The organism is Variovorax sp. GW821-FHT10D07, from assembly GCF_059415325.1.
Genome location: NZ_JBWKMZ010000011.1, coordinates 51,170 through 73,891, shown reverse-complemented (window position 1 = coordinate 73,891; position 22,722 = coordinate 51,170). Strand labels below are relative to the sequence as shown.

22 protein-coding genes are annotated in these 22,722 nt (G+C 68.4%); 11 read left to right on the top strand and 11 right to left on the bottom strand.

The features are described from left to right. Positions 1-82: 82 nt before the first annotated feature. The gene (gene zwf / locus AC07PU_RS28005) at positions 83-1,552 is read left to right on the top strand and encodes a glucose-6-phosphate dehydrogenase (protein WP_296783216.1); all 1,470 of its coding nucleotides are present in this window, start codon (positions 83-85) and stop codon (positions 1,550-1,552) included. 1 nt (position 1,553) lies between these two features. Here zwf and ygiD read toward each other — a convergent pair whose 3' ends face one another. The 8 genes from ygiD to AC07PU_RS27965 all read right to left on the bottom strand — a co-directional run bounded on the left by ygiD (position 1,554) and on the right by AC07PU_RS27965 (position 11,093). After that, positions 1,554-2,480 (bottom strand): 4,5-DOPA-extradiol-dioxygenase, encoded by a 927-nt coding sequence (gene ygiD, locus AC07PU_RS28000; protein WP_495321688.1) that lies wholly within the window; start codon positions 2,478-2,480, stop codon positions 1,554-1,556. A 103-nt stretch (positions 2,481-2,583) separates the two neighbouring features. Beyond that, positions 2,584-3,612, bottom strand: coding sequence for an ABC transporter ATP-binding protein (locus tag AC07PU_RS27995; RefSeq protein WP_495321687.1), 1,029 nt, complete (start codon positions 3,610-3,612; stop codon positions 2,584-2,586). Beyond that, entirely contained in the window at positions 3,609-4,679 is a 1,071-nt protein-coding gene (locus tag AC07PU_RS27990) for an ABC transporter ATP-binding protein (protein WP_093355490.1), read from the bottom strand. The genes AC07PU_RS27995 and AC07PU_RS27990 overlap by 4 nt, the downstream gene beginning before the upstream one ends. 18 nt (positions 4,680-4,697) lie before the next feature. Then, positions 4,698-5,609, bottom strand: a complete 912-nt coding sequence (locus tag AC07PU_RS27985) for an ABC transporter permease (protein ID WP_093355487.1) — start codon at positions 5,607-5,609, stop codon at positions 4,698-4,700. Positions 5,610-5,681: 72 nt separating this feature from the next. Further along, positions 5,682-7,265 (bottom strand): ABC transporter substrate-binding protein, encoded by a 1,584-nt coding sequence (locus AC07PU_RS27980; protein ID WP_093355484.1) that lies wholly within the window; start codon positions 7,263-7,265, stop codon positions 5,682-5,684. Positions 7,266-7,297: 32 nt separating this feature from the next. Then, complete coding sequence (locus tag AC07PU_RS27975) at positions 7,298-8,608, bottom strand: M20 aminoacylase family protein (RefSeq protein WP_256223084.1); 1,311 nt, start codon at positions 8,606-8,608, stop codon at positions 7,298-7,300. Position 8,609: 1 nt separating this feature from the next. Further along, positions 8,610-9,590: an ABC transporter permease gene (locus AC07PU_RS27970; protein ID WP_093355481.1), complete on the bottom strand. Its 981-nt coding sequence runs from the start codon at positions 9,588-9,590 to the stop codon at positions 8,610-8,612. Positions 9,591-9,812: 222 nt separating this feature from the next. After that, positions 9,813-11,093, bottom strand: a complete 1,281-nt coding sequence (locus AC07PU_RS27965; protein WP_093355478.1) for a porin — start codon at positions 11,091-11,093, stop codon at positions 9,813-9,815. A gap of 280 nt (positions 11,094-11,373) precedes the next feature. On the opposite strand from AC07PU_RS27965, the gene coq7 reads away from it, so the two are divergent. Continuing rightward, positions 11,374-12,003: a 2-polyprenyl-3-methyl-6-methoxy-1,4-benzoquinone monooxygenase gene (coq7, locus tag AC07PU_RS27960; RefSeq protein WP_495321686.1), complete on the top strand. Its 630-nt coding sequence runs from the start codon at positions 11,374-11,376 to the stop codon at positions 12,001-12,003. A 12-nt stretch (positions 12,004-12,015) separates the two neighbouring features. Here coq7 and AC07PU_RS27955 read toward each other — a convergent pair whose 3' ends face one another. Beyond that, a complete protein-coding gene (locus tag AC07PU_RS27955) occupies positions 12,016-12,465 on the bottom strand; it encodes an OsmC family protein (RefSeq protein ID WP_495321685.1) in 450 nt (149 codons plus the stop codon). A gap of 276 nt (positions 12,466-12,741) precedes the next feature. Here AC07PU_RS27955 and AC07PU_RS27950 point away from each other — a divergent pair, with 276 nt between their 5' ends. Beyond that, positions 12,742-14,031 (top strand): porin, encoded by a 1,290-nt coding sequence (locus AC07PU_RS27950; RefSeq protein ID WP_495321829.1) that lies wholly within the window; start codon positions 12,742-12,744, stop codon positions 14,029-14,031. 205 nt (positions 14,032-14,236) lie between these two features. Here AC07PU_RS27950 and AC07PU_RS27945 read toward each other — a convergent pair whose 3' ends face one another. Next, positions 14,237-15,367, bottom strand: coding sequence for a hypothetical protein (locus AC07PU_RS27945; RefSeq protein WP_490876587.1), 1,131 nt, complete (start codon positions 15,365-15,367; stop codon positions 14,237-14,239). A gap of 70 nt (positions 15,368-15,437) precedes the next feature. Here AC07PU_RS27945 and ilvA point away from each other — a divergent pair, with 70 nt between their 5' ends. Continuing rightward, positions 15,438-17,030, top strand: a complete 1,593-nt coding sequence (ilvA, locus tag AC07PU_RS27940) for a threonine ammonia-lyase, biosynthetic (RefSeq protein WP_093355467.1) — start codon at positions 15,438-15,440, stop codon at positions 17,028-17,030. A gap of 101 nt (positions 17,031-17,131) precedes the next feature. Here ilvA and AC07PU_RS27935 read toward each other — a convergent pair whose 3' ends face one another. Then, positions 17,132-17,755 carry a type II secretion system protein N gene (locus tag AC07PU_RS27935; RefSeq protein WP_431511709.1) on the bottom strand — a complete coding sequence of 208 codons (624 nt, stop codon included), beginning with the start codon at positions 17,753-17,755 and terminating at the stop codon, positions 17,132-17,134. Positions 17,756-17,805: 50 nt separating this feature from the next. Here AC07PU_RS27935 and gspG point away from each other — a divergent pair, with 50 nt between their 5' ends. The 7 genes from gspG (at position 17,806) to AC07PU_RS27900 (ending at position 22,697) form a co-directional block, all read left to right on the top strand. Next, positions 17,806-18,246: a type II secretion system major pseudopilin GspG gene (gene gspG, locus AC07PU_RS27930; protein ID WP_093355462.1), complete on the top strand. Its 441-nt coding sequence runs from the start codon at positions 17,806-17,808 to the stop codon at positions 18,244-18,246. Then, entirely contained in the window at positions 18,221-18,697 is a 477-nt protein-coding gene (locus tag AC07PU_RS27925) for a prepilin-type N-terminal cleavage/methylation domain-containing protein (RefSeq protein WP_093355460.1), read from the top strand. The genes gspG and AC07PU_RS27925 overlap by 26 nt, the downstream gene beginning before the upstream one ends. Further along, a complete protein-coding gene (gspI, locus tag AC07PU_RS27920) occupies positions 18,694-19,086 on the top strand; it encodes a type II secretion system minor pseudopilin GspI (RefSeq protein ID WP_495321684.1) in 393 nt (130 codons plus the stop codon). Before AC07PU_RS27925 ends, gspI begins: the two co-directional genes overlap by 4 nt. Next, a complete protein-coding gene (locus AC07PU_RS27915; protein WP_093355455.1) occupies positions 19,086-19,796 on the top strand; it encodes a PulJ/GspJ family protein in 711 nt (236 codons plus the stop codon). The genes gspI and AC07PU_RS27915 overlap by 1 nt, the downstream gene beginning before the upstream one ends. Further along, positions 19,793-20,788, top strand: coding sequence for a type II secretion system minor pseudopilin GspK (gene gspK / locus AC07PU_RS27910; RefSeq protein WP_495321683.1), 996 nt, complete (start codon positions 19,793-19,795; stop codon positions 20,786-20,788). Before AC07PU_RS27915 ends, gspK begins: the two co-directional genes overlap by 4 nt. A 128-nt stretch (positions 20,789-20,916) precedes the next feature. After that, a complete protein-coding gene (gene gspL, locus AC07PU_RS27905; protein ID WP_296780684.1) occupies positions 20,917-22,128 on the top strand; it encodes a type II secretion system protein GspL in 1,212 nt (403 codons plus the stop codon). Further along, positions 22,125-22,697 (top strand): type II secretion system protein M, encoded by a 573-nt coding sequence (locus AC07PU_RS27900; protein ID WP_495321682.1) that lies wholly within the window; start codon positions 22,125-22,127, stop codon positions 22,695-22,697. The genes gspL and AC07PU_RS27900 overlap by 4 nt, the downstream gene beginning before the upstream one ends. The last annotated feature ends 25 nt before the right edge of the window (positions 22,698-22,722 follow it).

Genomic DNA, 22,722 nt, shown 5'->3' with positions numbered 1-22,722 from the left:
CGAGGAATTGGTACAAGTACCATCGCGATTGGCGGGCCGGCGCATTGCCTGCTCGCCCCCAGACCCAAGGAAAGTGTTCCCCATGAGCTTTGATCTCGTTCTGTTCGGCGGCACCGGCGATCTCGCATGGCGCAAGCTGATGCCCGCTCTGTTCCAGGCCTTCCGGCACGGGAGCCTGCCGAAGGATGGGCGCATCGTCGGCGTGGCGCGGGACAACCTGTCGGACGACCAGTACCGCGAGCTGATCCAGTCGCGCTTCAATGCCGTCGAAGGCGCCAAGCGGCCCTCGCCCGAGGAGTTCGAGAAGTTCGCCTCGATGCTGCACTACCTGCGCATGGACCTGTCGAAGCCCGACGACTATGCGCGCCTGTCCGACCTGCTCAAGCAGCGCGATGCCGACACGGTCGTGATGTATGTCGCCACCGCGCCGGGCCTGTTCACGCAGGTGGTCGAGCAGATCGCGGCCGCCGGCCTCAACGGCGCGCGCACCCGCATCGTGCTCGAGAAGCCGCTGGGCCACGACCTGGCCTCCAACCGCGCGATCAACGCCGCGGTGGGCAAGGTGCTCGAGGAGAAGCAGGTCTTCCGCATCGACCACTACCTCGGCAAGCCCTCGGTGCAGAACCTGTTCGCGATGCGCTTCGGCAACGCGCTGTTCGAGCCCATCTGGCGCCGCGAGCACATCGCCAACATCCAGATCACCATCGCCGAGGACCTGGGCGTGGAAAAGCGCGGTGCCTTCTACGACCAGACCGGCGCGCTGCGCGACATGGTGCAGAACCATGCGCTGCAGCTGCTGTGCGCCATCGGCATGGAGCCGCCGATCAACTCGCACGCCGACGCGATCCGCGACGAGAAGTTGAAGGTGCTGCGCGCCCTCAAGCCCTGGACGCCCGAGACGCTGGGCCTGCACACGGTGCGCGGCCAGTACACGGCCGGCACGGCCTACGGCGAGCGCGTGCCCGGCTACCGCGACGAACCCGGTGTCGACCGCGAGAGCCGCACCGAGACCTTCGTCGCGCTGCGCACCGAGATCGCCAACTGGCGCTGGGCCGGCGTGCCCTTCTACATCCGCACCGGCAAGCGGCTGGCCTCGCGCGATGCGCGCATCGAGGTCAACTTCCGCCCGACGCCGCACGCGATCTTCCGCGCACCGTCCGGCAGCGCGAACAAGTTCGTGATCAACCTGCAGCCCAAGGACGGGCTCGAGCTGCACATGCTCGCGCAGGCGCAGGACAACCGCCGCAGCAACGGCCGCCAGGACAGCGCGCCGCAGCTCGCGCCGGTGCAGCTGGACCTCGACTTCGACAAGCGCTTCGGTTCCGAGCGCGTGGGTGCCTACGAACGGCTGCTGCTCGACGTGATCGACGGCCGGCTCAACCTGTTCGTGCGCAGCGACGAGCAGGAAGAGGCATGGCGCTGGGTCGAGCCGCTGATCGACAGCTGGGCCAGCGACGGCGGACCGCGCCCCTATGCGGCCGGCACCTGGGGTCCGAGCGCGTCGAGCGCGATGATCGCGCGCGACGGGTTCTCGTGGGGCGAGGAGCAGTAACTCAGCCGAACTGCACGCAGCGCATGCCGAGCGTGCCCGACTGGAAGCCCTCGTAGACCGTCTTCGCGCGCTCGCCCGCCCCCGCGGCGCCGAGCGCGTAGAGAAACGGAAAGTAGTGATCGGGCGTGGCCACCGCGGTCGATGCGCCCGCGAGCCTTTCATAGCCGATCAGCGCGCGGTCGTCGCGGCCGGCCAGCGCGGCCTTCACGGCATCGTCGAAGGACTGGGCCCAGGGCCGGCTCGCCGCCGGGCCGTCGGGCGTGCCGCGGTCGGTGGCGCGCAGGTTGTGCACCACGTTGCCGCTGCCCATCACCAGCACGCCCTTGTCGCGCAGCGCGGCGAGGTCGCGCCCCACCGCGTAGTGGAAGGCCGCGGGCTTGTCGTAGTCGATGCTGAGCTGGAACACCGGCACGTCGGCCTTCGGATAGAGATGCCTGAGCACGGTCCAGGTGCCGTGGTCCAGGCCCCATTGCTCGGTGGCGACCACCGGTGACTGCTTCACCGCCGCGGCCGCGTCGCGCGCGAGCGCGGGATGGCCGGGCGCCGGGTAGTCGATGTCGTGCAGCGCCTGCGGAAAGCCGCCGAAGTCGTGGATGGTCCGGGGCCTGGCCTGCACGCCGACGCCGGTCGCGCCGCTGCTGAGCCAGTGCGCCGAGACGCTGAGGATGGCCGTGGGCCGCGGCAGTTCGCGGCCCCAGGCGGCGAGCCGGCGCGTGAAGGCGTTGTCGGCCAGCGCATTCATCGGCGAGCCGTGGCCAATGAAGATCACCGGCATGCGCCGCACGGGCGTACCGCCGGCGGCCGACACCGCCTGAGAGACCGAGGCCAGCGTGCCCAGCACGGCGGTCGCGCCGAGCGCCGAGCCCATGAGGAAGCCGCGGCGGCCGAGCGCGCGCAGCGCGCCGGCGTCGGAAGGAAGAGGTGTCATCGGAAGGGGCATGGCGCGGTGCAAAAGAGGCCGCGCCACTGTGCCGCGATGCGGCGCGCCCGGCTGTGCCTTTGCGCACATCTTCGTGCGCCCCACCCGATCTTCAGATTCGCCCCTCCTCCGCCGCATGGCAAGCCACCTGCACGCCACGGATGCTCTGGAGCTTCGGCCGCTCGGCCGAGCAGCGCGCATTGGCATGCGGGCAGCGCGGATGAAAGGCGCAGCCCGCGGGCGGATTCAGCGGATTCGGCACCTCGCCCTGCACCGGCGTGCGCGCGCGCCCCGTGTGCTTCATCTGCGGGATCGCGTCGAGCAGCATGCGCGTGTACGGATGCTGCGGCGTCGCGAACAGCTTCTGCTTGTCCGCCACCTCCACCAGCCGCCCCAGGTACATCACGCCCACCTCGTCGGCCACGTGGCGCACCACCGCGAGGTTGTGCGAGATGAACAGGTAGGTCAGGCCCTGCTCGCGCTGCAGGTCCTTCATGATGTTGAGCACCTGCGCCTGCACGCTCACGTCGAGCGCCGAGGTGGGCTCGTCGCAGACCAGGAACTCGGGCTGCGTGGCCAGCGCGCGCGCGATCGAGATGCGCTGGCGCTGGCCGCCCGAGAACTGGTGCGGGTACTTGCTCATGTCCAGCGGCGACAGGCCCACCGACTGCAGCAGCTGGCCCACGCGCTCGCGCAGCTGGGCCTTGTCGCTGAGGATGCCGTGCTCGCGCAGCGGCTCGCCGATGATGTCCTCGACGATCCAGCGCGGGTTGAGGCTCGCGTAGGGGTCCTGGAAGATCATCTGGATGCGGCGGCGCAGCTTGCGGCCCTCGGCGGTCTTGAAGGCCGCGTGCGCGTCCTGGCCGTCGAACTGCAACCCGCCGCGCGTGGGCGCATACAGCCCCACGAGCAGCCGTGCGACCGTGCTCTTGCCGCAGCCCGATTCGCCGACCAGCGCGAGCGTCTTGCCGCGCTCGATCGAGAAGCTCACGCCGTCGACCGCATGCAGCAGCACGCGCGGCTTGCGCTCGAGCACGCGGTTGAGCCAGGGCGGCGAGACGTCGAAGGTGCGTGCGAGGTCGTGGGCCACCACGAGCGGTTCGCCGCCGGTGGTCTTGCCGGGTTCGATCACGGCGCTCATCGCGTCACCTCCACGATCGGTTCGGCCGCCTCGGGCGTGGCGCGTTCGCCGGCCGCGAGCGCATCGTGATGCTTCGCCGCGATCTCGGCCTGGCCGGTGTGCGGATCGGTGGCGTCGTGCAGCCAGCAGGCGGCACGCGTGGCGCCCGCGTGCATCAGCTCGGGCCGCTCCTCGAGGCAGCGCGCGAAAGTGCGCGGGCAGCGCGGGTTGTAGGCGCAGCCCTTGGGGATCGCGTTGAGCCGCGGCATCGCGCCGTCGATCTGGTTCAGGCGCTCGCGGTCGCTCGCCATGTCGGGGATCGAGGCCATGAGGCCCGCGGTGTAGGGATGCGCCGCCTGGTGGATGACCTCGTGCACCGGGCCGATCTCGGCGATGCGGCCCGCATACATCACGGCCACGCGATCGCAGGTCTCGGCGATCACGCCCATGTCGTGCGTGATCAGCATCACGGCCGCGCCGCGGTCCTTGCAGATGCGCTTGAGCAACTGGATGATCTGCGCCTGGATCGACACGTCGAGCGCGGTGGTCGGCTCGTCGGCCACGATCAGCTTGGGCTCAGCCGCGAGCGCGAGCGCGATCACCACGCGCTGGCGCATGCCGCCCGAGAACTGGTGCGGGAAGTGGTCGATGCGCTGCTCGGCGGCGGGAATGCCGGTGTCCTGCAGCAGGCCGATGGCGCGCTTGCGCGCTTCCGATTCGGTCACCGGCAGGTGGGTGCGGATGGTCTCGATGAGCTGCCGGCCCACCGTGTAGAGCGGGTTCAGCGAGGTCAGCGGGTCCTGGAAGATCGCGCCGATCTTGCGGCCGCGGATCGGCCGCATGGCATCGAAGCCGAGGTTGTCGATGCGCTGGCCCTCGAGCAGGATCTGGCCGCCGGCCACGCGACCCGGCGGCTCGAGCAGGCCGATGATCGAGGCGCCCGTGAGCGACTTGCCGGCACCCGATTCGCCGACCACGCCGAGGATCTCGCCGGGCGCGATGTCGAAGGAGATGTCGTCGAGCGCGCGCAGCGTGCCGCGGCGGTTCGGAAATTCGACGACGAGGTTCTTGACCTGGAGCAGTGTCATGGCGTGTCTCCCGCTTCTTCAGCGCAGCCGCGGGTTGAGCGCATCGCGCAGCCAGTCGCCCAGCAGGTTCACGCTGAGCGCGATCAGCACCAGCATCGCGCCGGGGAACACGGTGATCCACCATTCGCCCGAGAACAGGTACTGGTTGCCGATGCTGATGAGCGTGCCCAGCGAGGGCGAGGTCGGCGGCACGCCGACGCCGAGGAAGGACAGCGTGGCCTCGGTGATGATCGCGGTCGCGACCTGGATCGTGGCCAGCACCATCACCGGCCCGAGCACGTTGGGCAGCACGTGGCGCAGCATGATGCGGATCGGCGCGACGCCGGTGACGCGCGCGGCCTGCACGTACTCCTTGCTGCGCTCCACCAGCGTGGAGCCACGCACGGTGCGCGCGTACTGCACCCAGCCGGTCAGCGAGATGGAGATGATGAGCACGCCGAAGGCCAGCGAATCGTTGGCATGCGGGAACAGCGCACGGCCCACGCCGGCGATCAGCAGCGCGACCAGGATCGGCGGGAACGAGAGCATCACGTCGCACAGGCGCATGAGGAAGGTGTCGAGCCAGCCGCCGAAGAAGCCGGCCAAGAGGCCCAGCACGACGCCGACGAAGACCGACAGCACCACCGACACCACGCCGACGATCAGCGAGATGCGTGCGCCATAGATCACGGCCGAGAGGATGTCGCGGCCCTGGTCGTCGGTGCCCAGCAGGTATTTGGCCGAACCGTCCGTGGTCCAGGCCGGCGGCAGGCGCGCATCGCCGAGTTCGAGCGACGCGAGATCGAAGGGGTTGTGCGGCGACACCCAGCCGGCGAAGGCCGCGCAGAACAGGCAGGTCAGCGCGATCAGCGCCGCGACGATCGCCACCGGCGAGGTGCGGAAGCTGTAGCCGACATCGCTGTCGAACCAGCGGGCTATGGTTTTTTTCATCGTGGAAGCAAAAGGAATGGGCCCGCAAGAAGCGGGCCCATGGTCAGGCCGCAAGAGCAGCGAAGGGCCCCATCAGGGCTTGACGCTCATCCACTTGAAATACATGAAGTTGTCGGCCAGCTGCACCAGCTCGACCTTCTTGCTCACGCCCCAGGCCAGCGACTGCTGATGCAGCGGCAGCGTGCCGACGTCGTCCGCATGGATCTTGAAGGCTTCCTTGATCAGCTCGTTGCGCTTGGCCTTGTCGCTCTCGGACTGGATCTTCTTCGTGACCTCGTCGAGCTTGGGATTGCAGTAGGCGCCCAGGTTGAACTGGCCCGTGCCCTTGTCGTCGGGGCAGGAGGTCAGCGAGCTCAGCGCGTTGTGCGAGTCGTAGGTGGTCGGGGTCCAGCCCAGCATGTAGAAGCTGGTGTCGCGGCGCAGGATCTTCGGGAAGTAGGTGCCCTTGGTCTCGGCCACGAGGTTGATCTTGACGCCGATCTTCGCGAGATTGGCGGCCACGCTCTGGCAGATCTGGCCGTCGTTGACGTAGCGGTCGTTCGGGCAGTTGAGCGAGACCTCGAAGCCGTTCGGATAGCCGGCTTCGGTCAGCAGCTTCTTGGCGGCTTCGACGTCGAAGGGCAGGCGCTTGTCCTGCTCCGCGGTCCAGCCGTTGATGCCGGGGCCGACCAGCAGGCCGGTGGGCCGGGAGGCGCCGCGCATCACGGTGCGCTGGATGCCGGCGATGTCGATGGCCTGGTAGAAGGCCTGGCGAACGCGCTTGTCCTTGAACGGGTTCTTGCCCTTGATGTTCGAGTACTGCAGCTCGTCGCGCTTCTGGTCCATGCCCAGGAAGATGGTGCGCAGCTCGGGGCCGGTGATCACGCGCGCGTTGGGCGCGGCGTTGATGCGTGCGATGTCCTGCACGGGCACCGGTTCCATCACGTCGACCTCGCCCGAGACCAGCGCCGCCACGCGGGTGGCGGGGTTGGCGATCGGCGTGAAGACGATCTCCTGCGCGTTGCCTTCGATCTTGCCCCAGTAGGTGCCGTTGCGCGTGAACACGGTGCGCACGTTCGGCTGGCGCTCGCGCACGCGGAACGGACCGGTGCCGTTGGCCTTGAACGAGGCGGTGTTCTCGATGCCCTTGCGACGATCGACCGGCTTGGTGGCCTGGTTCTCCTCGCACCACTTCTTGCTCATGATCATCGTCAGCGAGATCACGTCGGGCAGGATCGGGAACGGTCCGTTGGTCTCGATCTCGACGGCGAGTTCGCCGACCTTGCGCACGGCCTTGATCTCGCTGAGCGTGGCCTTCATGTCGGAGCCGTCGCCCTGCGCGCGCGCGAAGCTGAACACCACGTCGTCGGCCGTGAACGGCGTGCCGTCGTGGAACACCACGCCCTTGCGCAGTTCGAAGCGCCAGACGTCGGGCGAGGTCTGCTTCCAGCTGGTGGCCAGGAGCGGCGCGAGGCTCAGGTCCTTGTTGCGGCCCACGAGGGTTTCGTAGACGTTCGCCGTCACGCTGAGCTGCAGCGATTCGTTGAGCGAGTGCGGATCGAGCGACAGCGCGTCGCCCTGGTTGGCGATGCGGATGGTCTGCGCGCCGGCGACCATGCTGACGGCGCCCAGGGCGCACACGACCGCGGCCGCGGCCACATTTCTTCTGAGACTCATGGGAAACACTCCTCGGGTTGGGATCAAAACAATCAAGGCGCCGCGGTGGCGGCAGCTCTCTCGGGCTGCCCGCCGCGGGTCGCGGCGAGCGGCATGCCCTGCTCGATCAGGCCGGCGTGCAACGCGGCGCCGAGCGGCAGGATCTCATCGTTGAAGTCGTAGCGGCTGTTGTGCAGGAAGGCGCCGCGGCGCGCGTCCTGGCCGATGCGCAGGTAGGCTCCGGCCTTTTTCTGCAGCATGAAGGAGAAGTCCTCGGCGCCCATGCTGGGCTCCATGTTGCGATCGACGTTGGAGGCGCCGACCAGCGACTCGGCCACGTCGGCCGCGAACATGGCCTCGGGCGTGGTGTTGATGGTGGCCGGGTAGATGCGCTCGTACTTGATGCTGGCGGTGGCGCCGAAGCCCGCGGCGATCGAAGTGCACAGCTCGCCCAGGCGCTGCTCGACCTGCGCCTGCACGCGCGCGCTGAAGGTGCGCACGGTGCCGACCAGCGTGGCCTCGCCGGGCACCACGCTCATCGCGCCGAGGTCGCCGGCCTGCATCGCGCAGATGCTGACGACGGCGGCGTCGATGGGCCGCACATTGCGCGACACGATGGTCTGCGCGGCCGTGATGATGTGGGCGGCGGCGATCACCGGATCGACCGTGAGGTAGGCATGCGCGCCATGACCGCCCTTGCCCTTGATCTCGATCGTGATGCGGTCGGCCGCGGCCATCATCGCGCCGCGGTTGATGCCGACGGTGCCGGCCGGCATCGCGGGCCAGTTGTGCATGGCATAGACCGACTGCACCGGGAAACGGTCGAACAGGCCGTCCTCGATCATCACGCGCGCGCCGGCGTAGCCTTCCTCGCCGGGCTGGAAGATCAGCACCGCGGTGCCGTCGAAGTTGCGCGTTTCGGCCAGGTAGCGTGCCGCGCCCACGAGCATGGCCGTGTGGCCGTCGTGGCCGCAGCCGTGCATCAGGCCCTCGGTGGCGGAGCGCCAGCCGAAGTCGTTGTCCTCGCGCATCGGCAGCGCATCCATGTCGGCGCGCAGGCCGATCATGCGGCCGCTGGCGGTGGAACGGCCGCGGATCACGCCGACCAGGCCGGTCTTGCCGATGCCCTCGTGGATCTCGTCGACACCGCAGGCACGCAGCGCCTCGCGCACGCGGCCCGAGGTGTAGACCTCCTCGAAGCCGAGTTCGGGATGCGCGTGGAGGTCGCGCCGGAAGGCCTCGATCTCGGGATAGAAGCTCGCGATGTGGGCGAAGGCGCGGCCGTTGGCCTGCAGGCGCGCGGCGGGCGCGGGGGGCGGCGCGGGTGCGGGCCGCGTTGCGCTCGTCTTCGAGGTGGCGCTCATGTCAGTGTCCTCCCGCCTTGCCGATGCGCAGCCGCGGATCTACCACGAAATACAGCAGGTCCACGATGAGGTTGATGGTGACGAAGATCAGCGCGATCAGGCACAGGTAGGCGGCCATCACGGGGATGTCGGCGAAGGTCACGGCCTGGATGAACAGCAGGCCCATGCCGGGCCACTGGAACACCGACTCGGTGATGATCGCGAAGGCGATGAGGCCGCCGAGCTGCAGGCCGGTGATGGTCATCACGGGCACCAGCGTGTTCTTGAGCGCGTGGCCGAAATGGATGGCCCGGTTCGACAGGCCGCGTGCGCGCGCGAACTTGATGTAGTCGGTGCGCAGCACCTCGAGCATCTCGGCGCGCACCAGCCGCATGATCAGCGTGAGCTGGAAGATCGCGAGCGTGATCGCCGGCAGCACGATGTGCATCCAGCCGTCGGACTTGAGCAGACCGGTGGACCACCAGCCGAGCTGCACGGTGTCGCCGCGGCCGAAGCTCGGGAACCAGCCCAGCGTGACGGCGAAGACCAGGATCAGCAGGATGCCGATCAGGAAGGTGGGCAGCGACACGCCGAGCAGCGAGACGGTCATGAAGACCTGGCTCATGAAGGTGCCGCGGCGCAGCGCGGTGTACACGCCCATCGGGATGCCGACCAGCAACGCGAGCAACGCGGCGACCAGGGCCAGCTCGAGCGTGGCCGGAAAGCGCTCGCCGATCAGGCGCGAGACCTTGGCGCCCTGGCGCAGGCTCAGGCCGAATTCACCCTGCGCGGCATTCACCAGGAAATGCCAGAACTGCACGAAGAAGGGACGGTCGAGCCCCAGCGCGGAGCGCATTTCGCGGATCTGCTCGGGCCGGGCGTCCTGCCCCAGCAGGAACACGACCGGGTCACCCACGTATTGGAAGAGAAGGAAGGCGATGAACGCGACCGCGACCATCACGATCACGGCCTGGATCAGGCGGCGCAGTACGAAGGCAATCATTCAGTTCTGAAAAAGAGCAGGCATGCTAGCAGTGCAAACTGCGTGCCCGCACGGGGGTTCCCCCGGGGTGCACGCGCTTGGTGCGCGTACTCTTTCGAGAGCGGCGCGAGGGTAACTCGACGGACCCGGTGCCGATGGAAAGCCCATGAAAAAAAGCCGCTCGACTTGCGTCGAGCGGCTTCTTGATCTTTCGATTCGAAGCTGGCTTGCGCCAGCGTCAAATTAGAAAGCGTGACGGATACCGAAGTCGTAGCCGGTAGCGCTCTTCGGAGCGTACGTTTGGCCAGCGATCGTGCCGTAGCCAGGCGAGCCACCGGTGGTGATGCCCATGATGCTGTTGTTCTGACCGTTCTTGATGCTGATGCGCGACAGCGTAGCGTACAGAGCCGTACGCTTCGACAGGTTGTGCACGTAGCCCACAGCGAACTGGCTGGCGCGAGCGCTGCCGTCGTTGTAGAAGTTCAGCGGAACCAGAGCGCTGTCAGGCTTGAACTTGACTTGCGAGTACGAAGCGCGGATCAGGCCAGGACCGACGGGGACCGTCGCGCCGAGCAGAACGCCGTTGTACTTGTCCGACAGGCCTTGGGTGTAGATGAACGGCAGGCCCAGCAGCGTCAGCGACTGGCTGCGGTCATACGCATCCTTGACTTGCGAGATTTCGCCGAACAGCTTGACCGGACCGAAGTCGTACGAAGCGCCCAGGTTGAAGGTCTTCAGCTGGTCCTTCGAGTAGCCCGAAGCCAGGCCAGGCAGAGGAGCGCCGTCCTTGGTGTCGATGCCGTAGGCGGCAGCGACGTCCAGGGGACCGTTGGCGTAGCCGAAGCGGCCGCCGACGTAACGACCGCGCTTGCTCGGGCTGTTCAGGACTTCGTCCGACTTGACGTTCTCATGCAGAGCGTACTGGAACTGACCGTAGAAACCGCCCAGGTTCGGGGGCAGGAAGTAGGCGATCGCGTTGCTGGTACGGACATAGCTGTCCGAGCCGGCTGCACCGTTCGGTGCGCCACCGTGGACCGAAGCCAGGTTCACGTTGGTACGGAAGATCGCGCTGGAGCCCACGCCGTTGGTGCCGAAGGGGTCGAACACGGTGTCGTTCCAGAACGTGGCGGTGTAGTCACGACCCAGACGAATTTCACCGAAACCACCCGACAGGCTCACGGTCGAGCGGCGAGCGAAGTTGGAGATACCACCCTTGCCGTCGTCGTTCGTGATCGGGGCTTCGAGCCAGAAGCTGGCTGCCAGGCCACCACCGAGGTCTTCCGTACCACGGAAGCCGATGCGGCTGGAGTTGTAGCCCGAGTTCGACAGGGCGGTCTGGCTGCGCTTCAGCGAGCCGGGAACGCCGAACGGGGGGATCGCGAACGGGTTGGCGACGATCAGATTGCTCTTGGTCGAATAGCCGCTGACTGCAGCGTCAACCACGCCGAACAGCGTCACGGACGATTGAGCCGAGGCAACACCGGCAACAGCCAGGGCAGCCAGAGCAACTAGAGATTTTTTCATTGCAAGTTTCTCCAAGGTTAAACATAGGGCTCCGGCGCGAAGGGCTCACCGTGACTGGCACTTCTGTGCTCCCACCGGACCCCGGGCCAACCTCCTTTTGGGAAGTTGTCGCTATTGCACCAGAGCCGCTGCGGCAGGGCAAAACAATTCAGCCGAAATCTCCTACCCCCGCCGCGTTTCGTTGCAGTGATGCAACAGAGGGCTTAGGGTCTTTTGATCTCACGATATGAAACAAACTCACCAGGATCGGTGCTTTGGCAAGTTGCGTTCCAATCCCTTCATGACGACTTCGCTCGACCCCCTGCTGACCGCCGCCGATTCCGCGCTCCGGACGCTCTTCGCCCGTCCGCATGCCACCCGCGCCACCCCCGTCCCGAGCCAGGCGCCGGGGGCATTGAGCGACGTGGAGCGACGGGAAGCCGGCGCGCTGATGCGCGTCAACCATGTCGGGGAAGTCTGCGCGCAAGCGCTCTATACGGCGCAGGCCGCCGTGGCGCGCGATCCCGTGCTGCGCGCGCAGTTGCTCGAGGCGGCACACGAGGAAACGGACCACCTGGCCTGGACGCGCGAGCGCCTGGACGCGCTCGGCGCGCGGCCTTCGGTACTCAATCCGCTCTGGTACGCGGGTGCATTCGGCCTGGGACTGGTCGCCGGACGGCTCGGCGACCCGCTGAGCCTGGGCTTCGTGGCGGAAACCGAGCGCCAGGTCGAAGCACACCTCGACAGTCACCTGGACCGGCTGCCGGCAGCGGACAGCGCCTCGCGCGCCGTGGTCGAACAGATGAAGGCCGATGAGGCCCGGCATGCCGAGAATGCCGTGGCGGCGGGTGCCGCAGAGCTGCCGCCGCCCGCGAAGGCCCTGATGCGCGTCACCTCACGGGTGATGACGACCGTGGCGCACCGGATCTGACCTCGGGAAGGATCAGGCTTCGATCAGGTCGAAGCTGGTCGTGATTTCGGCGGTCTTGGCCAGCATGATGCTGGCGGAGCAGTAGGTCTCGTGGCTGAGAGCGATCGCTCGCTCCACCGCGGAGGCCGGAATTCCCTTGCCGGCCACCGTGAAGTGCATATGGATCTTGGTGAACACCTTGGGATCCTTCTCGGCCCGCTCGCTGGTCAGCTTGACGCTGCAGCGCTCGACCTGGTGGCGGCCGCGCTTGAGGATCAGCACCACGTCGTAGGCCGTGCAGCCGCCAGTGCCGGCCAGCACCGTTTCCATGGGGCGCGCCGCCAGGTTCTGGCCGCCGTTCTCGGGTTTCGCCGCGTCGGGCGCACCGTCCATCATCAGGACGTGGCCGCTGCCCGTCTCGGCCACGAATCCCATGGACGAGCGCGTACCCGCATTGCCGGTCCAACTTACAGTGCATTCCATCTTTTTCTGAACTCCGGTTCCGGATGTCTGGCAAAAATCACACCCGACATCGTTATCTGTGTGGGAAAAGCATCACTCGCTTGTTGCATCGCAACAAACAACCGATATACTTTATTTCATTGCGCACCCCGGTGCGTGCAAGTTGTCTCCTCCACCCTTCCAATTGGTGGATTTAGCCCCGAGCCGCAAGGCTTGGGGCTTTTTTCTTGGCGGCGCCGGCCACTCTAGTCATCCGAGGCCGACCACTCTAGCCAATCGCCTCGAAGGGCAGCTGCTCTGGCTGCCCTGGCTGTTGCCGGTGTTGCCTCGGCCCAGTCTTCCGTCACGTTGTTCGGTGTGGTCGATGCCGCAATCAGCAACTATTCGACGAAGAGCACCTACTACAGCCCGCTCGCGAACCCCTTCCTCGTGGCACCCGTCGGTGTGAAGCAAAGCCAGACCGCGCTCTCGCGTTCGGGCTACAACTCCAGTCGCCTGGGCTTCCGCGGCACCGAAGACCTCGGCGGCGGCCTGGCTGCCAGCTTCTGGCTCGAAGCGCCCATCAGCAACGACGACGGCTCCAAGGGCGTCGCCGACTTCAGCCGCCGCTCGACCGTGAGCCTGTCGGGTGGCTTCGGTGAAGTCCGCCTGGGTCGCGACTACACCTCGACCTTCTGGAACGACACCGTGTTCGATCCGTTCGGCACCAATGGCGTCGGCACCAACCTCATCGCCACGATCAACAGCAACCTGTCGACCTCGTCCGGCCCCGGCTCTGCCGTGGACAAGACCGACAACTACTACCGCGCCAGCAACAGCATCGGCTACTTCCTGCCCCCGAACCTGGGCGGCTTCTACGGCCAGGTCCAGTACGCGCTGCACGAACAGGTGAAGTCGAGCGGCCTGCCCGAAAGCCCGTCGACCAAGGGTCGCTACGTCGGCGGTCGCTTCGGCTACGCCAACGGCCCGATCGACGTGGCTGCCGCCTATGGGCAGAGCACCGCGGCCGACAGCGTGACCCTCAGCAACCTGTCGCTCATCACCGGCTCGCAGGATCGCAAGATCAGCACCTTCAACCTCGGCGCTTCGTACGACTTCGGTCCGGTCAAGCTCTTCGGCGAGATGTCCCGCGTGAAGGACAAGAACGAAACGGGCGCGAGCTCGAGCTTCGTGAACCCCCTCACGCTGCAATCGGTCCCCTACTTCGCCACCACCTCGCAGAGCGACAAGTACAACGGCTACCTGCTGGGCGTGACGGTGCCGGTCGGCCCGGGCCTGATTCGCGCTTCGTACTCGACCGTCAAGTTCAAGAACGGCGCACCGCTGAGCGTCACGGAAGCGCTCTTCGGCGGCAACCGCGATGCTTCGGCAAACAAGCTCGCGATCGGCTACGTACACAACCTGTCGAAGCGCACGGCGCTGTACGCCACGGTGGCTCGCATCCGCATCAAGGACGGCCAGAACAACCCCGGCGTGATGGGCGCAACCGCGGGCGGTTCCCCGGCTTACCTGGATGCCACCAAGAACCTCGGCTGGGCTCCGCGCACGGCCACCGGCTACGACATCGGCATCCGTCACGCGTTCTAAGCTGACCTGAAAGAAGCCGATTCCGATGCTGGCTCTCGCCAGATCGAATCCTTCTCATGCCAAGCCGCCCGGTTCGCGCCGGGCGGCTTTTTGGTCGTATGTGCCGAGCGTTCCGTCGACGCCCTTTCTCTTCCCGAACCCGCCCTTCCCGCGCCTGCGGCACCGGCCTCGAGCCTCGAGGACCGGCGCGTTCATTGCAGCCCTCTTACACCGTGCGCCCCCGACGGCTTTGCAGCAGCCCCACATTCATCTCCCCATTGAGCACCGACGCATAGAAGCGCTCGACCATGTTGACGCTCGTTCGCGCATTGCGCGCCAGGGTCAGCATGTCGATGCCCTGGCCATAGAGCAAACGCAACGTGATGGCGGTATGGCGCAGGCAGTAGAGCGTGCGGTCCTGCCCCAGCGGCCCCTTCTCGATGCCTTCGACCTCGAGCACCCAGTGAAAGAGGAAGTTGAGCACCGCGAGCGCGTGCTCGCGGTTCTTGAGCTGCGGCAGGAAGATGTAGTCGTCCGCGCCATCGAAACCGTGCCGCGCACGATGGGCAACCAGCCGTTCGTAGACGCGCACCGCGGGCTGCAGGCTCACGATGGGCTGGCTGTGGCGCTTCGTCTCCGGCAGGTTCATGCGCAGGTAGACATGCTTCGCGCGCACGACCTCGATGTGCTTGTGCTTCATGAGCTTGATGTCGCTCGGCCGCACGAAGGTGTTGACCATCCAGCGGATCAGCCACGGCATCTCGTCGGGCATCACCAGCAGTTCGCGCGCGATCCAGAAGCGTTCGCCGGGCGCGAGTGCATCGAGCACGGGATGCGACCGTCCACGCAGTCTGCGCGCCGCGGCGATCAGCGCGCGGTACTCGGCCACGCTGAAGCTGCCGCGCGGCCGGCTGCGCACCTTCACCTTCGGAAACAGCGGCGCTTCGCGCAGCACGCCGATGTGCACGCCATGCATCACGACCTTGCGCAGCAGCACGAGGTACTGCGCGATCGTCGTGCTCGTGAAGCCCTCGTCGCCGAGTCGATCGATGAGCCGCTGCGCATCGCGCGTGGTGAAGGCCTGCGCGGGCAAGTCCCCCAGCAATGGAAGGACATGCGCGCGCAATCTGTTGCCCATCACCTGCCAGGTGGGCCGTCCGATCTCCCCACGTTGAACGCGCGCCGCCTCGGCGCGCATCAACTTTTCGGAAAGATCACTGACAGAAATTGATAACAGATTCTGTCCGTCCTTGAACTTTTCGGCGGCCGGTTGGACTGCGGGATAGGTGCGTCCAAAAAAACCGGAATCATTGGCGGCAGGCGCGTTGGGAAAGAGAGTTATGACATTTGTGTCCATGTCGTCTCCCGTATGCAATCCCGATGCCTCTTATCATTCGTTGTTAACAAAATTCTCCCCAGGAACAATCGTGCGCCATGCACCTCCGTCGGCACTGACACCTGCTGACTATCTCCGAAAAATTCTCAACGCCCGCGTGTACGACGTGGCGGTCGAATCGGCCCTCGAAAAAGCGCGCGCACTCAGCGAGCGTCTGGGCAACACCGTGCTGCTCAAGCGCGAGGATCAGCAGCCCGTCTTCAGCTTCAAGTTGCGCGGGGCGTACAACAAGATGGCACACCTGAGCGCCGAGCAACTCGCGAACGGCGTGATCTGCGCATCGGCGGGCAACCATGCGCAAGGCGTGGCGCTCGGCGCGCGCAAGCTCGGCGCGCGTGCGGTGGTGGTGATGCCGGTGACCACGCCCAAGCTCAAGATCGATGCGGTGCGCGGCTTCGGCGGCGAGGTCGTGCTGCATGGCGACAGCTATTCCGATGCCTACACGCGTGCGCTCGAACTGCAGGCCGAACAGAAGCTGACCTTCGTCCATCCCTTCGACGATCCCGAGGTGATCGCGGGCCAGGGCACGATCGCGATGGAGATCCTGCGGCAGCACCAGGGCCGGCTCGATGCGGTCTTCGTCGCGATCGGCGGCGGCGGCCTGATCTCGGGCGTGGCCAACTACATCAAGGCCGTGCGTCCCGAGATCAAGGTGATCGGCGTGCAGATGAACGACTCCGACGCAATGATGCGATCGGTCGCGGCGCGCGAGCGCGTGACGCTCACCGACGTGGGCCTGTTCGCCGACGGCACCGCGGTCAAGCTGGTGGGCGAGGAAACCTTCCGCGTCGCGAGCGACCTCGTCGACGACTACGTCCTGGTCGACACCGACGCGGTCTGCGCCGCGATCAAGGACGTGTTCGTCGACACGCGCAGCATCGTCGAGCCCTCGGGCGCGCTGGCGGTGGCGGCGATCAAGCAGTACGTCGCGCAGCATGGCCGCCACGGCGAGACCTACGCGGCCATCCTCAGCGGCGCGAACATGAACTTCGACCGCCTGCGCTTCGTGGCCGAACGCGCGGAAGTCGGCGAGGAGCGCGAAGCGCTGTTCGCGGTCACGATCCCCGAGGAGCGCGGCAGCTTCCGGCGCCTGTGCGAGCTGGTCGGCCAGATGCCGATCGGCGACGCCGACACGAACGCGGCCTCGCCGGGCGGCGGATTGCGCAACGTGACCGAGTTCAACTACCGCATCAGCGACGCGGCCCAGGCCCATGTCTTCGTCGGCCTCACGACCTCGACGCGCGGCGAATCGGCGGTCATCGCCAAGGCCTTCGGCGAGCACGGCTTCGACGCGCTCGACCTCACGCACGACGAGCTCGCCAAGGAGCATCTGCGCCACCTGGTGGGCGGACGCACCGGCCTCGCGCACGACGAGCGCCTGCTGCGCTTCATCTTCCCCGAGCGCCCCGGCGCGCTGCTCAAGTTCCTGAGCCTGATGCGGCCGAACTGGAACATCAGCCTGTTCCACTACCGCAACCAGGGTGCGGATTACGGCCGCATCCTGGTCGGCCTGCAGGTGCCCGCCGGCGACGGCGAGGCCTTCGATGCCTTTCTCGAGACGCTGGGCTATCCCTACGTGGAAGAAACCGCGAACCCCGCGTACCGCCTGTTCCTCCAGGCCTGATCCGAAGGCCCGAAGGCGCCACGGCAGCGCCTCCCCCAAAAAAGAAAACCGGCGCGATGCCGGTTTTTTTTCTTCCTGCCGAACGCACGACGGCGCGAAGGCTACTGCGCGGTCGCCCCGCCCTGCCCGGGCTGCGGCATCGGCGCCCCCCCATCCGGCTGCAGCGCGCTGGCGGCGGGCGCCATCGCAGGCATGGTCGCGGGCAGGCCCCCCACATTCGCCGGCGCCTGCATCACGGGCGCCGTACCGATCGGCGGCGGCACGCTCACGTTGATCGGCGCCTTCACCGGCAGTTGCAAGGTGAAGGCGGCCGGCGCGTCCATCCGCGTGCCCAGCGTCGCCGAGCGCAGCCCGACCGACTGCAGCACATAGCCTTCGCCGACGCGTGCCCCAACGCGGAAGGGGCGGGGCGGCTTGCCGTCGACGGCGATCAGCGCCGCGCCCTGGCTCGAGGGGTCGGCCACCACGCCCGCGAGCGCGAAGCGGCTGGCCGCCTCGGGCGCCACCGGCGCATTGCTCGAGGCCGGCAGCACGCCGAAGATCCGCGCCACCGCGTCGGTGTCGGCGGCCGCGGCGGGCCGTCCGGCGGCAGCGGCGGCCGCCACGGTCTGCACCGGCGAAGCCAGCCGCAGCCCCCAGAACACGGCCGCGCCGGCCGCGAGCGCCCACAGGCCTGTGGTTGCGAGGGGCGCATGCCAGCGCGCGGCGGTATAGGGACTTGTCATGGCCGCGGATTATCATGCAGCGCGCTTTCCGAACCATGTCACCGAAATCCATGACCAAACTCCTTCGCGCCGCCACCCGTTCCGCCCAGCGCGGCTTCACGCTGATCGAGCTGATGGTGGTGCTCGTCATCATCGGCGTGCTGGCCGCGCTGATCGTGCCGAACGTGATCGAACGGGCCGATGACGCCCGTGTGACGGCGGCCAAGACCGACATCAACAACCTGATGCAGGCCCTCAAGCTCTACCGCCTCGACAACCAGCGCTATCCCACGGGCGAGCAGGGCCTGCAGGCACTGCTGGTGCGCCCGACCACCGGTCCGGCCGCGCCCAACTGGAAGCCCTACGTCGAGAAGCTCCCGAACGACCCCTGGGGTCATCCCTACCAGTACATGAACCCGGGCATCAAGGGCGAAATCGACGTGCTCTCGCTCGGCGCCGATGGCCAGGCCGGCGGCGAGGGCAAGAATGCCGACATCGGCAGCTGGCAATAGCCGGGGCGGCCGCCAGGCTGCCGGCTTCACGCTGATCGAGCTGATCGTGGTGATCGCGATCATCGCGATCGCCACGGCCGGCGTGAGCTTCGCGATGCGCGACAGCGGCCAGGCCCGTCTCGACCGCGAAGCCGACCGCCTCGCAGCGCTGCTCGAATCGGCCCGCGCCCAGTCGCGCGCCAGTGGCATCGCGGTGCGCTGGCGCCTGGTCGAGGGCGGCAGCTTCGTGTTCGACGGCCTGCCGCCCGGCACCTTGCCCAACGGCTGGGCCTCGCAGGGCATGACGGCGCAGGCCTTCTTCGCCAACGGCATTCCGGTCGCGACGCTGCTGCTCGGCCCCGATCCGATCATCGCGCCCCAGCAGGTGCTGCTGTCCTCCGACGGCCCGCCCGCGCGCACCCTGCGCATCGCGACCGACGGTCTGCGTCCCTTCTCGGTCAGCAATCCATGAGGCAGCGCGCCCCCCGCGCCGCGGCCGCCGCGCGGCGCCGTCGCGGCTTCACGCTGATCGAGGTGCTGATCGCGCTCGGCATCGTCGCGCTCGCGCTGGCCGCGGGCTCCGAGGCGACGATGGCGCTCACGCGCAACGCGCAGCGCCAGTCCGACCTGCTGCTGGCCGACCTGTGCGCCGAGAACGAGCTGGCCAAGGCCCGGCTCGCGCGCCAGATGCCGGGCGTGGGCATCTCGGGCTCCATCTGTGCCCAGGCCGGTACGAGCTTCAACGTGACGACCACCGTCTCCGCCACGCTGAACCCCAACTTCAACCGCATCGACGTGCAGGTGCGCGACACGGTCGATGCGCCGATCCTGCGCCTGTCGACGGTGGTGGGGCGCTACTGATGGACCGCACGCCTTTCCGCGCCCGGCCCGCGCGCGGCTTCACGCTGATCGAGCTGCTGGTCGCGCTCGCGGTGATGGCGCTGCTCGCGCTGGTCAGCTGGCGCGGGCTCGACGGCATGTCGCGCGCCACCACGCAGAACCAGCTGCGCGCCGACGCGGTGCTCACGCTGCAGACCACGCTGGCGCAATGGAGCGCCGACCTCGACGCGGTGGTCGCACTGGCGCAGACGCGTCCGATCGACTGGGACGGCCGCGTGCTGCGCCTCACGCGCAGCGGCGGCGACGCCGCCAACCCCAGCGTGCTGGTGGTGGCGTGGACGCTGCGCGCCGGCCCCGACGGCGTGCGCTGGCGCCGCTGGCAATCGCCGCCCTTCAGCACGCGCGGCGCCTGGCAGCAGGCCTGGACCCAAGCGGCCTCGTGGGCGCAGGAGAACGGCGGCGCGCAGGGCAGCTACGGCGGCCCCAACGGCTTCAGCGACACGGTGCTGATCCCGGTGCAGAACTGGCAGCTCTACTACTTCCGCAACGACGTCTGGGTGCCTGCTGGCGAGCTGCAGGCCACGCCGGCCAATCCGCAGGCCCCGATCGGCTCGATCGTCAGCATGCCCGACGGCGTGCGGCTGGTGCTCACCCTGCCGCCGGGCGACGGCCTCTCGGGCACGCTCACGCGCGACTGGGTGCGGCCCACCGTGGGATCGCAACGCTCATGACGCCACGCCACCGCCATCGCCATCAACAGGCCGGCGCCGCGCTACTGGCCGCGATGCTCACCGTGACCCTGGTCGCCACCTTCGCGGCCGCAGCGCTGTGGCAGCAGTGGCGCGCGTCCGAGGTCGAATCGGCCGAGCGCGCGCGCGTGCAGGCGGCCTGGGTGCTGGTCGGCGCGCTCGACTGGTCGCGCCTGATCCTGCGCGAGGACGGCCGCGCCGGCGGCTCCGACAACCTGGCCGAGCCCTGGGCCGTGCCGCTCGAGGAAGCGCGGCTCACCAGCTTCTTGGCGGCCGACAAGAACGTCTCGAGCGACCAGCTCGAGGGCCTGCCCGATGCCTTCCTCTCGGGCCGAATCGTCGATGCGCAGTCCAAGCTCAACGTGCTGACGCTGGTGAATGCGAACAAGCCGGTGCCGGCGGCGGTCGCCGCCTTCACCAAGCTGTTCGGGCTGCTGAACCTGCCGGGCGCCGAGCTCAGCGCGATGACCGCCTCGCTGGCGCGCACGCTGGCCACCACCACCGATGCCTCCGCCGGCGCGCCGGCCGACGACGGCGCCAGCGCGCCGCTGATGCCGCAGGAGGTGTCGCAGCTCGTGTGGCTCGGCCTCTCGCCCTCGACCGCGGCGGCGCTCGAACCCTACGTCACGGTGCTGCCGATCCGCACGCCGATCAACGTCAACACCGCCAGTGCCGAAGTCCTCGCCGCCAGCCTGCCCCGGCTCACCATCGCCGATGCGCGCCAGCTCGTGGAGCGGCGCACGCGCTCGTACTTCAAGGACATCGCGGCCGCCAATGCCGGCCTGCCCGACGGCATCCTGTTCAACGCCGAGCAGCACAGCGTCGGCACGCAATTCTTCGAGGTCTATGGCCGCCTGCGCATCGACCGCACCTGGGTCGACGAGCGCTCGCTGCTGCAGCGCGACGGCGTCACCGTCAAGACCATCTGGCGCACGCGTGGCACCGGCGCCACCTACACCTCGGTCAAACCCTGAGGCCCGTTACATTTTTCCGAGCATAAAAGCCTTCCAACGCCCGTCATATCTGTCAGGTACGCTATGAAAAACGTAGTGCGCCTTTGTAAGACGCCCACCTACAATCACCGGCTTTTCCCCACACCCCCATGACCCCGCTGCTGCTCATCGCTCCCCTGCCTCCGGCCGACGCCGCGGGCGAGTACGACTGGGCCCAGGCCGGCGACGACGGCATCGTGCTGCGCGACCATGGCCGCGCACTGCTCGCGCTGCTGCCCTCGGGCAGCGAGGTCACGCTCGGCGTGCCGTCGACCGCGCTCTCGTGGCACCGCGTCACGCTGCCCAAGGGCAGCATGGGCAGCGCCTCCAAGCTGCGCGCCGTGCTCGACGGCCTGCTCGAGGAACACCTGCTCGACGACCCCGAGGCGCTGCACTTCGCGCTCGAACCCGAGGCGCGCGCCGGCGATCCGGTGTGGGTCGCGGCCTGCAACCGCATCTGGCTGCGCTCGGTGGTGCAGGCGCTCGAGGCCAGCGGCCGGCGCGTCACCCGCATCGTTCCCGAGTTCGCGCCGCAGCCGGCCGACGGCCCGCCGCAGTTGCTGATCACCGGCGAGCCCGAAGCCCCGCAACTCACGGTCTGCGACGCCGACGGCGTGGTCTCGCTGCCGCTCGCGGGCGCCGGCCTCGCGCTCTCGGCCGGCCTGCCGGCCGACACCGCCGTGATCTCGGCCGAACCGGCCGTGGCCGCGGCGGCCGAGCGGCTGCTCGAGCAGCGCGTGCCGATCGTGCAGGCGCCGCAGCGCTGGCTCCAGGCCGCGCGCTCGCGCTGGGAGCTCGCGCAGTTCGACCTCGCGGTCACGGGCCGCGCGCGCGCCGGCAAGAAATTCGCCTCCGTGGTTCAGACCCTGCGCTACGCGCCCGAATGGCGCGCCGCGCGCTGGGGCGCGGTGGTGCTGGTGCTCACGCAGCTGATCGGCCTCAACGCCTGGGCCTGGAAGGAGCGCAGCGCGCTCGAGGCCAAGCGCGAAGCCGTCAAGGGCGTGCTCACGCAGACCTTCCCCACCGTCAAGCTGGTGGTCGACGCGCCGCTGCAGATGCAGCGCGAAGTCGCCGCGCTGCAGCTCGCCGTGGGCGACGTGGCCAGCGGCGACTTCGAACCCATGCTCGGCGCGCTCGCCGGCAACCTGCCGCCGGGCCGCGTGCCGAGCGCCATCGACTACGTGGCCGGCCAGTTGCGGCTGCGCGGCCTCGGGCTGCAGCCCTCCGAGGTCTCGCAGCTCACGTCCGCGATGGCGCCGCGCGGCTACGGCGTGCGCACCGAAGGCGATCTGCTGCTGGTACAGGCCGAGGCCACCCGATGAAATTCACCGAAGAACTCAAGGCCCGCTGGGCCGTCCTCGCGATGCGCGAGCGCCGCATGGTGATCACCGCCGTCTCGCTGGTGGCGCTGGCCCTGCTGTGGTGGATCGCGCTCGCGCCCGCGCTGCGCACCCTCTGGGCCGCGCCGGCCGAGCATGCCAAGCTCGACGCGCAGCTGCAGCAGATGGCCACCCTGCAGAACCGCGCCAAGGCGCTGCAGTCGCAGCCGCGGCTGGCGCGCGACGACGCGCTGCGCGCGCTCGAGACCTCGGTGCGCCAGGGCATCGGCGCCAGCGGCCAGCTGATGACCGGTGGCGGCGGCTCCGGCGACGTCGCCACCGTCACGCTGCGCCCCACCGCCGCCGATGCGCTCGCGCAATGGCTCGCGCAGGCGCGCGGCAACGCCCACGCGGTGCCGCGCGAAGCGCACCTCACGCGCGCGGTCGCCGCCACCCCGCCACCGGCCCTGGGCACCGGCGCGGCGCAGGCCGCCGCGCGCGACAAGGCCCCCGAGCCGCCGCAGATCCGCTGGGAGGGCACCCTCGTCATGACGCTGCCGGCCGCGCGATGAGCCGCCCCCTCCACCGGTGCGCCCG